This is a genomic window from Mycoplana sp. BE70 (assembly GCF_031455855.1).
Taxonomy (GTDB): Bacteria; Pseudomonadota; Alphaproteobacteria; order Rhizobiales; family Rhizobiaceae; genus Mycoplana.
This window is the reverse complement of the sequence record NZ_JAVDTM010000012.1, coordinates 100,176-112,384: the sequence shown is the minus strand read 5'-3', so window position 1 is coordinate 112,384 and position 12,209 is coordinate 100,176. Positions and strand designations below refer to the sequence as shown.

The 12,209-nt window shown below is 63.9% G+C and carries 10 protein-coding genes and 1 pseudogene; 5 read left to right on the top strand and 6 right to left on the bottom strand.

Annotated elements, in window-relative coordinates; all coding sequences use genetic code 11:
• Window positions 1–152: 152 nt before the first annotated feature.
• The 5 genes from pal to tolQ form a co-directional block, all read right to left on the bottom strand.
• Window positions 153–677 carry a peptidoglycan-associated lipoprotein Pal gene (gene pal / locus J2Y48_RS20720; protein ID WP_310421867.1) on the bottom strand — a complete coding sequence of 175 codons (525 nt, stop codon included), beginning with the start codon at window positions 675–677 and terminating at the stop codon, window positions 153–155.
• 232 nt (window positions 678–909) lie between these two features.
• Window positions 910–2,211: a Tol-Pal system beta propeller repeat protein TolB gene (tolB, locus tag J2Y48_RS20715; protein WP_310421864.1), complete on the bottom strand. Its 1,302-nt coding sequence runs from the start codon at window positions 2,209–2,211 to the stop codon at window positions 910–912.
• Between the two features lie 37 nt (window positions 2,212–2,248).
• Window positions 2,249–3,316, bottom strand: a complete 1,068-nt coding sequence (gene tolA, locus J2Y48_RS20710; protein ID WP_310421861.1) for a cell envelope integrity protein TolA — start codon at window positions 3,314–3,316, stop codon at window positions 2,249–2,251.
• A 10-nt stretch (window positions 3,317–3,326) separates the two neighbouring features.
• Window positions 3,327–3,776, bottom strand: a complete 450-nt coding sequence (gene tolR, locus J2Y48_RS20705; RefSeq protein ID WP_310421858.1) for a protein TolR — start codon at window positions 3,774–3,776, stop codon at window positions 3,327–3,329.
• A 29-nt stretch (window positions 3,777–3,805) separates the two neighbouring features.
• The gene (tolQ, locus tag J2Y48_RS20700) at window positions 3,806–4,522 is read right to left on the bottom strand and encodes a protein TolQ (protein ID WP_310421855.1); all 717 of its coding nucleotides are present in this window, start codon (window positions 4,520–4,522) and stop codon (window positions 3,806–3,808) included.
• Between the two features lie 529 nt (window positions 4,523–5,051).
• Between tolQ and J2Y48_RS20695 the strand changes: the two genes are divergently transcribed.
• Both J2Y48_RS20695 and ligD read left to right on the top strand, forming a co-directional pair.
• Entirely contained in the window at window positions 5,052–5,894 is an 843-nt protein-coding gene (locus tag J2Y48_RS20695) for a Ku protein (protein ID WP_310421852.1), read from the top strand.
• A gap of 7 nt (window positions 5,895–5,901) precedes the next feature.
• A pseudogene (gene ligD, locus J2Y48_RS20690) lies at window positions 5,902–8,516 on the top strand (DNA ligase D).
• Window positions 8,517–8,518: 2 nt separating this feature from the next.
• On the opposite strand, the gene ybgC reads toward ligD, so the two are convergent.
• The gene (gene ybgC, locus J2Y48_RS20685; protein WP_310421849.1) at window positions 8,519–8,983 is read right to left on the bottom strand and encodes a tol-pal system-associated acyl-CoA thioesterase; all 465 of its coding nucleotides are present in this window, start codon (window positions 8,981–8,983) and stop codon (window positions 8,519–8,521) included.
• 138 nt (window positions 8,984–9,121) lie between these two features.
• Here ybgC and J2Y48_RS20680 point away from each other — a divergent pair, with 138 nt between their 5' ends.
• Genes J2Y48_RS20680 through J2Y48_RS20670 form a run of 3 tightly spaced genes read left to right on the top strand, consistent with a single transcriptional unit; the run spans window position 9,122 to window position 12,125 of the window.
• Window positions 9,122–10,342 (top strand): NAD-dependent epimerase/dehydratase family protein, encoded by a 1,221-nt coding sequence (locus J2Y48_RS20680; protein ID WP_310421992.1) that lies wholly within the window; start codon window positions 9,122–9,124, stop codon window positions 10,340–10,342.
• A complete protein-coding gene (locus J2Y48_RS20675; protein ID WP_310421846.1) occupies window positions 10,339–11,232 on the top strand; it encodes a glycosyltransferase in 894 nt (297 codons plus the stop codon). Before J2Y48_RS20680 ends, J2Y48_RS20675 begins: the two co-directional genes overlap by 4 nt.
• Window positions 11,229–12,125, top strand: a complete 897-nt coding sequence (locus tag J2Y48_RS20670) for an NAD(P)-dependent oxidoreductase (RefSeq protein WP_310421843.1) — start codon at window positions 11,229–11,231, stop codon at window positions 12,123–12,125. The genes J2Y48_RS20675 and J2Y48_RS20670 overlap by 4 nt, the downstream gene beginning before the upstream one ends.
• Window positions 12,126–12,209 lie beyond the last annotated feature (84 nt).

Sequence of the window (12,209 nt, the reverse complement as noted above, 5' to 3'; positions counted from 1 at the left end):
ATGCTCCCAAAAAGCAACGGAGTTCGGCCAAAGTGTGATAAAAAACTGCGCGCGTCGGAGCAACCTTCGTTTTGGCCGTACCCCTTCAATGCAAAAGGCCCGCCATCGCTGGCAGGCCTCGTCGGTAGCTGTCTTCAGCCGACCGGCGCTGCTTACATTCCGGCGCCGCCGAGAACGGTAACGGCGCGGCGGTTCTGCGACCAGCAGGAGATGTCGTCGCAGACGGCGACCGGCTTTTCCTTGCCGTAGGAGATCGTCCGAATGCGGTTGGCTGGAACGCCGCGGCTGACGAGGTATTGCTTGGTGGACGTCGCACGGCGGGCGCCGAGCGCGAGGTTGTATTCACGCGTGCCGCGCTCGTCGGCATGGCCTTCGACCGTGATCGCGTAATTCGAATACTTCTGCAGCCACTGCGCCTGCTTGTCGAGGGTCGCAGCCGCATCGGCGCGGATCGAGGTCGAGTCGGTGTCGAAGAAGATGCGGTCGCCGACGTTGACGGTGAAGTCCTGCGTCGAGCCCGGGGTGGCGTTGTTCAGGCCGAGTTCGCCGGCGCTGTTGGGCATGTTCTTCTTGTTGGCGCAGCCGGCAAGTGCGAGGCCCATGAACAGGGCGATCATGGCGGGGTTGCGAGCGAGATTCTGCATGCGGCCAACGGCCGGGATTTCAAAGCGGCTCATCAGCCGGTCTCCTTGCATCAGTTCGATGGGGCTTGGGTTTCAATCAGGGTTGCCAGACTGTAACCGCACGCGGTTAACCGGCTTTCAACGACTATGGTTAACAAACGCTTTCGCAATGATCCCCATTCCCCGGCATAAACGACAGACGCCGCCGAATCCCTCGCCGTTCGATGCCTGGTTTACAGGACTTTGAGGCGAGAAAGCGGCGGCGCCGTCACAATTTGCGGGACAACTACTCCAGAAGCGGCGACCAGGCGGGATCGGAAGCAAAGCCATTCGTTGGGATCTGCTGCTCGTTGTAGCCGGTCAGGTCGATCGAAAAGAGCTGCGGACCGCCCGCACCGGCGTTCTGACGGAAGAACATCAGCACGCGGCCGTTCGGTGCCCAGGTCGGGCCCTCATTGTGGAAACCCGACGTCAGGATCCGCTCGCCCGAACCGTCGGCTTTCATCACGCCGATCGAAAACTTGCCACCCGACTGCTTCGTAAACGCGATCAGGTCGCCGCGCGGCGACCAGACCGGCGTCGAATACGAGCCGTCACCGAACGAGATCCGGTTCTGTGCAGAGCCGTCTGCGCTCATCACATAGAGTTGCTGGCGCCCACCACGGTCGCTTTCGAAGACGATTTGCGTGCCGTCCGGAGAGTAGGAGGGACCGGTGTCAATGGCCGCTGTCGAGGTCAGGCGCGTCGTCGTGCGCGAGCGCAGGTCCATCGTGTAGATGTTGGCGTTGCCTTCCTGCTGCAGGCTCATGATCACCCGCTGACCGTCCGGCGAGAAGCGCGGCGCGAAGGTCATGCCGGGGAAGTTGCCGACCACCTCGCGCTGCCCGGTCTCGAGCTGCAGCAGGTAGACCCGCGGCTGCTGGCCCTCGAAGGACATGTAGGTGATTTCCTGCCGGCTCGGCGAGAAGCGCGGCGTTAGCACCAGCTCGTTGGAGTTCGTCAGCGCGCGCGCATTGGCGCCGTCCTGGTCCATAATGGCAAGCTGGCGCTTGCGGGCGGTCTTAGGGCCGCTCTCGGCGACATAGACGACGCGAGTGTCGAAGTAGCCCTTCTCGCCGGTGATGCGCTCGTAGATGGCATCGGCGATGATGTGGGCGACGCGGCGCCAGTTCTCCGGCTGGGTGTAGAACTGTTGGCCGGTCATCTGCTGGCCGGCAAAGGTGTCCCACAGGCGAAACTCGGCGCGAAGGCGGCCGCCGTCCTGCACCACCCGGCCCGTCACCAGCGCCTGCGCGTTGATGACCTTCCAGTCTTCGAAGCGCGGCGGCTGGTCCGGATTGGAGATCTTCTCGATGAAGGCCTGCTTGTTGACCGGGGCGAACAGTCCGGAGCGCTTCAGGTCGGCCGCGATCACATCGGTGATCTTCTGGCCGAGGTCGCCGCCGGCGATGAAATCCGTCACCGCGATCGGCAGTGGCTCGACATTGCCCTTGTTGATGTTGATCTCGACCAGCGCCATGGCCGGCGACACGGTCGCCGCAAGGCCGGTCAACCCGGCGGCAGAATGGAGAAAAGTGCGTCTCAACATGCGTTCTAGGCCTTCCTAGGGTTCATGCCACTTGGCATCACATCATTTCGCTCGGATCGAAGTTCACCACGACTTCGCTCCAGGCATCGTATTTGTCTTTCGGCAGCTTATCGAAGGGCGCCGATTTCAGGATCGCTCGGCGTGCACCGCCGGCAAGCGCCCTGCGCGCCGCTTCCGAGCCACCGGTCGCCACGACTTCCGGTTCGCCGACAATGTTGCCGTCCGGATCGAGCTGCATCGACACCTTGATGCGCACGTCGCTCGCATCCGCCATGCCGGGGATGATCGACCAGTTGTTCTGGATCAGGCCGCGCAGCGCATCCATCTCGCTCATCGACAGCTTGGAGCCGCCGGTCGTCTTCTTGCCGCCGAGCGAGGCCGTCTCTGTCGAGCGCTTGGCGCCGCCACCCTTGCTCTCGGTCTTGTTCAGGAGCGCCGCCACCTCGTCGGCGTTGAAGTCGCTTTCCTTGGCGGAAGCCGACTTCTTCTGCTCCTTCTTCTTGTCCTCGTTCTTGCGGTCCTCGGTCTTGGCGGTCTGCGCCTGCGCCGGCTTCGGCTTCACCTCGGGAACGGGTCCTGTTTCCGGCAGCGCTTCGGCTTCGGCGACCTCGGCCGGAGCTTCTTCGATCGGCTTCTCTTCCGGCTTGGCGTCGGGTTTGACGTCCTGCTTCGGCTCGGTTTCCTTCGCCACCTCGGTGGCCGGCGTCGTCGCAGGCTCGGTCTTCTGCACCTGCTCGACCGGCTCCTTTGCCGGCTCGGGCGTGGGGATGGCTTTCTCGGATTTCGGGGGTGCGGCAGCCGTCTCAGTGCTCTGCGGCTTCTTGTCCGGTGTCGGCGGCGTCTTCATGTCGATGTCGTTGTCGCCGGCATTCTCGGCATTCTCGACGACGTCCTGACGCTTGGTCGGCACAGGCGCGGATTTTTCCGCCATCGGCGCCTTCTTGTCGCCCTGCTGGATCTGCGTCAGCTCCTCGATCGGCACGATGTCGACCGGCATCGCCTCGACATCGGCGACATCGAAGCTTTCCGGACTGCCGATCGACACCAGTGCCATGATGAGCACCAGGATATGCAATGCGGCGGATGTGGCGAGGCTGCCCTTCATCGCGGTCTGATCAATTGTCCGGTTTCTGCTCGGTGACGAGGCCGATATTGGTGAAGCCCGCCTGCTGGATGCGCGACATGACGTCGGCGATCACGCCGTAGGGGGCTGCGCCGTCACCGCGCACGAAGATCCGCTCGGTGTAGCCGGTGGTGGCTACGGCCTCGAGCTTGGCCGCGATCTCCTCGACCGGGATCGCCGTTTCCTGCAGGAACACGGCACCGTCGGCCTTCACCGAGACGGTGATCGGCTGGGTCTCGGCGTTGAGCGCCTTCGCAGAGGTCTTCGGCAGATCCAGCGGCACGCCGACGGTCATCATCGGAGCGGCCACCATGAAGATGATCAGCAGCACCAGCATGACGTCGACGAACGGCGTCACGTTGATTTCGCTCATGACGGCCTTTCGACCGCCGCGCCTGCGGCGACCGCCGCCGCCCTTGGCTCCCCCGACTGACATGCCCATGGCTTCGTCTCCTGCTTAACGTCGGCCGGTCACTGCGCCGCCTGGCGCGGCTGCAGCTTCTCGTCGATCTGGCGCGAAAGGATGGCGGAGAACTCGTCGGCGAAACCTTCCATGCGCGCCGTCAGCTTGCCGGCGTCGGCGGTGAACTTGTTGTAGGCGATAACGGCCGGGATAGCGGCCAGCAGGCCGATGGCGGTGGCAAGCAGCGCCTCGGCGATACCGGGCGCCACGACGGCGAGGTTGGTCGACTTCGAGCCGGCGATTGCCTGGAACGACGTCATGATGCCGACGACGGTACCGAACAGGCCGATGAACGGAGCAGCCGAACCGATCGTCGCCAGCGAACCGAGGCGAGCTTCGAGGGTTTCGGATTCACGCGCGAGCGTCACGTCCATTGCGCGGTCGATGCGCATCTGCAGGCCGATCGGCGAGCGCGCGCCACGCTCAAAGCTCTTCTTCCATTCGCGCATGGCGGAGACGAACATCGCGCTCATGCCGGACGTCTGCCGGTCCGACAGCGTGCGGTAGAGCTCCTCCAGCGACTGCCCGGACCAGAACACCTGCTCGAAGCTGTCGAGGGCGCGACGCGCCTTGCCGTAGGCGAGCGTCTTGTCGACGACGATCGCCCAGGTCCAAACCGACGCCGCGATCAGCCCGAGCATGACCAGCTTGACGACCAAGCCGGCCTGCATGAAGAGCGACCAGAGGCTCACATCGGTCGTTGCTGCCAAACCTACCTGTTCCATAGACTTCTGTCCCCGAATCCAAACACCCGGCACGGACCATGGCCATCGCACCGGGTCTTCATCCTTGCCGGACCGACATCCGATGGGAGTTTCGGATTTGCCGAGCCGGCTTTTCGCAAACCTCTGGAGCTGGCGGTTCGAATGTGTCCGCAACCGCTCCGCGTTTCCGTCAAGAATGTCCGGTTGATGTCGCCGGCTGCCACGCCGATCTAACGCTTTCAACTGCCTTCTTGCCGTCAATTTTGGTTAAAGGATGACGTGCAGCGCACATAATCCAGTGGTTCGAGTAAGACATCATTATGGTTAAGGGAGTATTACCGGGTGAGGTCGAATATCATCTCGCGGCGATTTCCGCCCGACGGAACCAATTCGCCGGTCGCACATTTGCCAAGCGCTGCCAGCAGTCCATCCCTCTGCCCACCGCTTGAGGAAATGCATAACGGTCCTATACTTTGTCTGGAATGCCTGGCTGCAAGCAGCAGGAGGTTGCGCCCAATTTGAGCGACCTCCCCATTGGGAGACGATGACAATGGTGTCTCGGGCAATGTGGAAAGGACAACTTCGATTGTCGCTCGTCTCGATCCCCGTCGAGCTCTTCAGCGCAACGAAATCTGGTGGTCGCACCTCCTTCCGGCAGATCCACAAACCGACCGGCAAGCCGATCCACTACGAGAAGATCGTCGAGGGCGTCGGCGCGGTGAAGGAGGACGACATCGTCAAGGGCTACGAACTTGACGATGGCAAGTATGTGCTGCTGCAACCGAAGGAGATCGACGCGGTCAAGCTCGAGACCAAGAAGACTCTTGAACTGGTCCAGTTCGTCGGCGCCGACGAAATCTCCCCGGTCTATTTCGACAAGCCCTATTACCTGGTCCCCGCGGACGATCTTGCCGACGACGCCTATCAGGTCGTGCGCGACGCCTTGCGCGTATCCGGCAAGACCGGTCTCGGCCAGCTGACCATGCGCGGTCGCGAATATCTCGTCGCCGTCCGCCCCTGCGGCGACGGCCTGCTGCTGGAGACCCTCCACTACGCGAACGAATTGCAGAAGGCGGAGCCGATTTTCGCGGGCATCCCGAAGAAGAATGCCGAGAAGGACCTGCTGGAGGTCGCCACCCAGCTGATCGATCGCAAGACCGCCCCCTTCGATCCCACCGCCTTCAAGGATCACTACGAGGACGCGCTCAAGGAACTCGTGCAGCAAAAGATGAAGGGCAAGGCGATCACCCTGGACGAGGCCGGAGAACGTCGTGCCGCCACCGGCGGCAACGTCGTGGACCTGATGGCCGCGCTGAAGAAGAGTCTCGAGGGCAGCGGTGGCCCGGCAAAAAAATCCAAGCCGGCCGCCACCCGCCGGCCGAAATCGGCGTGAGGTCGCAATGGCGACGCCTCAGCAGAACCTCAAGGAATACAACCGCAAGCGCGATTTTTCGAAGACGAGCGAACCGAAGGGCGAGGTTGCACGCAGGTCGAAGAGCGGCCTCACCTATCTGATCCAGAAGCACGCCGCCACCCGCCTGCACTACGACTTCCGCCTCGAATGGGACGGTGTGCTGAAAAGCTGGGCCGTGACGCGCGGGCCGAGCCTCGATCCGGACGACAAGCGCCTCGCCGTGCACACCGAGGATCATCCGATGGCCTATGGCGATTTCGAGGGAACGATCCCGAAGGGTGAGTATGGCGGCGGCACGGTGATGCTCTGGGATGTCGGCCATTGGGAGCCGCTCGAGGATCCCGACGAAGGCTTGAAGGAGGGCAAGCTGAAATTCCGCCTCTATGGCCGCCGCCTCACCGGCAGCTGGGCGCTCGTGCGCATGAAGCCCCGCCCGGGCGAGAAGCACGAGAACTGGCTGCTCATCAAGGAGCGCGATGCGGAGGCGTCCGATGACGGCGAGAGCGTCTTGAGGGAAAACGACACAAGCGTCGTCACCGGGCGCACAATGGCGGAAATCGCCACAGGCAAGGGCGAGACCAAGCCCCATGTCTGGCATTCGGACGAACCCGTCTCGGAGAACCTTCGCAAAGGGGCCCTCGCGCCCCTGCCCGGCCGGGTAAAAAAAAAGCCAACACCAAAGCGGCCGGCCAGCCCGCTTTCCGCGCCCCGCAACTCGCCACCCTCAGCACCTCCGCACCGGAAGGCGACGACTGGTTGAACGAAGTGAAGTTCGATGGTTACCGGCTGATGGCCGCGATCGGCGATGGACGGGTCACCTGCTATACCCGCAATGGTCTCGACTGGACGGAAAAGTTTCCCGACATCGCCACGGCCCTGTCGGAACTCGACTGCGAAAGCGCGCTTATCGATGGGGAGGCCGTTGCCGTCGGTGGCGAGGGCTCGCAGTTCTCGGCGCTGCAAAGGGCATTGAAGCATGGTGGACAGACCGTGCTTTATGCCTTTGACCTCCTGCATCTTGACGGCAAGGACATCCTGAGAACGCCGCTGTGGGAGCGTAAAGCGTTGCTGAAATCGCTGCTGGCGGGTTCCGATGGCCGGATCCTGAAATTCAGCGAGCACGTGCGTGGTCATGCGGACGAGGTCTACCGCAGCATGTGCCGAGCGGGGCAGGAAGGCATCGTCGCCAAGCGCGCCGACGATGCCTACCGGTCAGGCCGCGTCGGCAGCTGGCTCAAGGTCAAGTGCACGCGGCGGCAGGAGTTCGTCATCGGCGGCTATACGCCGTCCGACAAGCGCAGCCGCCCCTTCGCCTCGATCCTGCTTGGCACCTTCGAGAAAGACCGCCTCATCTACCGGGGTCGGGTCGGCACCGGCTTCAACGATGAAACATTGGCGGAGCTTGCCGCGTTGTTCGCCAAGCGCGTCCGCGAGGCATCACCGTTTGCATCGGTCCCGAAGGAGTATGCCCGCGGCACCTTCTGGCTTGAACCCGATCTCGTCGCCGAAGTCGATTTCGCCGAGTTCACCGACGACGGACACGTCCGGCACGGATCATTCCAAGGATTGCGCAAGGACAAGGAGGCCCGGACCGTGGTGTTGGAACAGCCAAAGAAAGACGCCGCCAAAGCTGCTCCGCGAGGCAAGTCATCGCCCGCCTCCGGTCGAGCGGGGGCGAATGCCGCGGCCCCGTCGAAGCCTTCGCCCAAGGGCAATGTCGTTGTGGGCGTCTCCATCAGCCATCCCGAACGCGTTCTCTTCAAGGAGGGCAACATCACGAAACTGGATCTGGCGCGATACTACGAGGCAGCCGCCCCGCGCATGCTTCAACACGCTGCCCGGCATCCGGTTTCGCTCGTGCGTTGCCCGAGCGGCGATATCGCCCACTGCTTCTTCCAGAAGCATGCGGGCGACGGCTTTCCCGAGGAGATCAAGCAGGTACCGATCCGGGAATCGTCCGGCGAAACCGAAAACTACATGGCGATCACGGATGAAAAGAGCCTCGTCGCCGCCGTGCAGATGGGCACGCTGGAATTCCACATTTGGGGCGCGACCGCCGACAAGCTCGAGCAGCCTGACCGGATCATCTTCGACCTCGATCCGGATGAAAGCATCGGCTTCGAGGAGGTCAAGCAGGCCTCCGTTGAGTTGCGCGACGTGCTCGCTGCAGTCGGCCTGCAAACGGTTCCCATGGTGACGGGCGGCAAGGGAGTGCATGTGATCGTGCCGCTCGTCCCGAAGGCGGGCTGGGACGACGTGAAAACCTTTGCCAAGGCGTTGTCGCAGCGGCTCGCCGATGCCAGGCCCGACCGCTATGTCACCACCATGTCGAAGGCCAAGCGCAAGGGCAAAATCTTCATCGATTGGCTGCGCAACGAGCGCGGCGCCACCGCTGTCGCCCCCTATTCGACCCGCGCCCGGAAAGGCGGACCGGTTGCGACCCCGGTCTCCTGGACGGAGCTGGCCGCTCTAGAGGCAGCCGATGCCTTCACAATTTCCGTCGTCCTGCAGCGCCTGGAAGAGACCGATCCGTGGGCGGAAACGCGCAAATGGAAACAATCGCTGACCGATCGCATCGTCAGCGCCGCAATGGACCACTGACATCATCCCGCCTGGCCAGCCGTGGCTGAGAGAAACTGCGCCGCAAGCCCCTCCGGCAGCCGCCGCGGCCGGCCCTTGGCGTTGATCACGGCGATCACCACCTTGGCGGCGATCAGTAGCTGCTCGCCGCGGCGCACCTGCTGCTGCAGCACCATCTTCGCCCCGCCCGCCTTCTCGGTGTGCGTCAGCACGGTGAGGATGTCGTCCATCTTGGCCGGCGCCTTGAAGTCGATCTCCATGCGGTGGACGACGAACATCAGCCCTTCCGTGTCGCCCTCGATCGACAGCGCCCCCTGCTCGACGCCGAGGCAGCGCAGGTAGTCGGTCCGGCCGCGCTCCATGAAATGCAGGTAGCGCGCGTGATAGACGAAACCCGAAAAGTCGGTGTCCTCGTAGTAGACGCGCTGCACCAGTCGGTGGCCGTCCGCCGTCAGTACCCCCGCAAGGGCGTGATCGAAATTCGTCATGTTCAGCATCCGAAATGAGGCGATCTTCGCGCCTCTGTGGAGGAAGGGCGGGGCAAAAGCAAGGATTGCACTCCTGTCATATTCGGTCACTATGACCGGAGCGGTCTCAACGCATGGGGGTATTCCATGGTATCGGCGATGAAGATTGCGGTTCTCGGCGGTGACGGTTTCGTGGGCTGGCCCACCTCGCTGCACCTCTCCAACGCCGGTCACGAGATCCATATCCTCGACAATCTCTCCCGCCGCTGGATCGACACCGAGCTCGGCGTGCAGTCGCTGACCCCGATGGACTCGATCCAGGAGCGCACCCGCGTCTGGCATGCCGAAACCGGCCGCCGCATCCATTTCCACCTGATCGACCTCGCTCGCGACTACGAGCGCCTGAAGAACTGGCTGGGCGAAGAGCGGCCCGATGCGGTGATCCACTTCGCCGAGCAGCGCGCCGCCCCTTATTCGATGAAGAGCGACCGCCACAAGAATTACACGGTCAACAACAACGTCACGGCGACCCACAATCTCCTCAATGCGCTGGTCGAGACCGGCCTCGATGCCCACCTCGTCCATCTCGGCACCATGGGCGTCTATGGCTATTCGACGGTCGGCGCCGCGATCCCCGAAGGCTACCTGCCGGTCGGCATCGAGACGACGGATGGCCGCACCGCCCGCCAGGAGATCCTCTACCCCGCCAATCCCGGCTCGATCTACCACATGACCAAGTGCCTGGATCAGCTGCTCTTCCAGTTCTATGCGAAGAACGACGGCCTGCGCATCACCGACCTGCATCAGGGCATCGTCTGGGGCACCCACACCAGCGAGACGCGCCGGCACCCGCAACTCGTCAACCGCTTCGACTATGACGGCGACTACGGCACCGTGCTCAACCGCTTCCTGATCCAGGCGGCGATCGGCTATCCGCTGACGGTGCACGGTACCGGCGGCCAGACCCGCGCCTTCATCCACATCCAGGATTCGGTGCGCTGCATCGAGCTGGCGCTGGCCAACCCGCCCGCCCGCGGCGACCGGGTCGAGATCTTCAACCAGATGACCGAGACCCACCGCATCCGCGACCTCGCCCAACTCGTCGCCGGCCTCACCGGCAGCGAGATCGCCTGGCTGCCGAACCCGCGCAAGGAGGCTGCCGAAAACGACCTCGTCGTCGAAAATGACAAGTTCCGTGCGCTTGGCCTCGATCCCACCACGCTGGAAAACGGCCTGCTGTCCGAGATCGTCGACGTGGCGAAAAAATTCGCCTACCGCGTCGACCGCTCGCGCGTTCCGGCCATTTCCGCCTGGACGCGCGACATCGCCGCCACCCTCAACGCCGATCCCGAAGGCCGGAGGCTCAAATCGGTATCATGACGGCAGACGCGTCAGAAGCCGGCCTCAGACGCAGCAGACCGCCCGCGGCGCGATACGCCTATGTGACGCTCATCACCAATGCGGACTATGCGAAGGGCGCCACCGCGCTCGTCCGCTCGCTTCTCAAGACCGGCACGCAGGCCGATATCGTCATGCTGCACACGGCGGCACTGGCGGAAGAACAGCGCAGCTCCCTCGCCGCCCTCGGCTGCCGTCTCGTCGAGGCCGATCTGCTGCCGCTCTCCGACGCCTTCAACGCCCGCCACGCCCGCACCGCCCTGCATGGTGCCGCCCCGTTCACCAAGGGGCGCAAGCCGGCGTTCCACACCCCGCTCGACAATTTCGTCAAGCTCCGGCTCTGGCAATTGGTCGAGTACGAAGCCTGCATCTTCGTCGACGCCGACGCGATCGTGCTGAAGAACATCGATCGGCTCTTCTCCTACCCCGAGTTTTCCGCCGCCCCCAACGTCTACGAGAGCCTCGCCGACTTCCACCGGCTGAACTCCGGCGTCTTCGTCGCCCGCCCCTCGACCGCCACCTTCTCGGCCATGCTGGAACGGCTCGACGCACCGGACGCCTTCTGGCCGCGCACCGACCAGACCTTCCTGCAGGCCTTCTTCCCGGAGTGGCACGGCCTCCCGGTCTTCATGAACATGCTACAATACGTCTGGTTCAACCTGCCGCAACTCTGGGACTGGAGAAGCATTCACGTCCTGCACTACCAGTATGAGAAGCCCTGGGAGGAGAACCACCCGAAGGCGGAGAAGCTGGCGCCGCTGATCGCGCTCTGGCAGGCCTTCCACGACGGGGCACCGATCCCCGACATCGACAGCCTGCCCAATCCTGCCCCGACGGCCGCCGCCGCGCAGGCCGGCCGCACCGGCCCATGAGCCGCGTCCTCGTCTCCGGCGGCAGCGGCTATGTCGGCCGCTTCGTCGTCGAGCACCTGTTGGCGCACGGCCACGAAGTCACCGTCGGCGGTCGATCGCCGCCCCCAGCCGGCTTCTTCTCCGAGGACGTGCGCGTCGTTCCGCTCGTCCTCGACCCCAACCTCAACCAGGTCGACGCCTTCAAGGACATCGACCATTTCGTCCATGCGGCCTTCTCGCACCTGCCCGGAAAATATCGCAGCGGCGAAGGCGACGACCCGGCCGGCTTCCGCCGCGCCAATCTCGATGGCTCCGTGCGCCTGTTTGAAACGGCCAGACGGGCCGGCATACGCCACTGCATCTTCCTCTCCAGCCGCGCCGTCTACGGCCCGCAGCCCCCCGGTGTGGTGCTTTCGGAAGAGATGCAGCCGCAGCCGGATACGCTGTACGGGCAGGTCAAGCTAGAGGTCGAGCGCCACCTGCTGGCGCTCGACGACGATGCCTACATCGCCACCAGCCTGCGCGTCACCGGCGTCTACGGCCCCGCCGGCCCCGGCCGGTCGCACAAATGGCAATCGCTGTTCGACGACTACCGCGCCGGCCGCCCGGTTCCCGTCCGCGCCGGCACCGAAGTCCACGGCGACGACGTCGCCGCCGCCGTCCGGCTGATGCTCGAGGCCGATCCCGCCGGCGTCAGCAGCAAGATCTTCAACGTCTCCGACGTGCTGGTCGATACCCGTGCCATCCTCGCAATCGTGCAAGGCGCGACTGGCTGCCCGCACCCGCTGCCGGAAGCTGCCGACCTCACAGCCTTCAATCCCATGACGACCGAAAAAATCAGGACGATCGGCTGGATGCCGGGCGGTGAGTCGCGACTCCGTGCGGTTGTCACCGACCTTGTCGCGTCACGATAGAGGAAGGGCCGCAGATGCGTGTTCTTGTCCGGTCTTGGAAGCTGCGACTTGCCGTCGCGGACGGTATCCCAAGGTTCCAATTGC

Excerpts from the sequence above, each read along its gene's own strand:
- pal (WP_310421867.1), bottom strand. The coding sequence starts at position 677 with ATGAGCCGCTTTGAAATCCCGGCCGTTGGCCGCATGCAGAATCTCGCT.
- tolB (WP_310421864.1), bottom strand. The coding sequence starts at position 2,211 with ATGTTGAGACGCACTTTTCTCCATTCTGCCGCCGGGTTGACCGGCCTT.
- tolA (WP_310421861.1), bottom strand. The coding sequence starts at position 3,316 with ATGAAGGGCAGCCTCGCCACATCCGCCGCATTGCATATCCTGGTGCTC.
- tolR (WP_310421858.1), bottom strand. The coding sequence starts at position 3,776 with ATGGGCATGTCAGTCGGGGGAGCCAAGGGCGGCGGCGGTCGCCGCAGG.
- tolQ (WP_310421855.1), bottom strand. The coding sequence starts at position 4,522 with ATGGAACAGGTAGGTTTGGCAGCAACGACCGATGTGAGCCTCTGGTCG.
- J2Y48_RS20695 (WP_310421852.1), top strand. The coding sequence starts at position 5,052 with ATGGTGTCTCGGGCAATGTGGAAAGGACAACTTCGATTGTCGCTCGTC.
- ybgC (WP_310421849.1), bottom strand. The coding sequence starts at position 8,983 with ATGACGAATTTCGATCACGCCCTTGCGGGGGTACTGACGGCGGACGGC.
- J2Y48_RS20680 (WP_310421992.1), top strand. The coding sequence starts at position 9,122 with ATGAAGATTGCGGTTCTCGGCGGTGACGGTTTCGTGGGCTGGCCCACC.
- J2Y48_RS20675 (WP_310421846.1), top strand. The coding sequence starts at position 10,339 with ATGACGGCAGACGCGTCAGAAGCCGGCCTCAGACGCAGCAGACCGCCC.
- J2Y48_RS20670 (WP_310421843.1), top strand. The coding sequence starts at position 11,229 with ATGAGCCGCGTCCTCGTCTCCGGCGGCAGCGGCTATGTCGGCCGCTTC.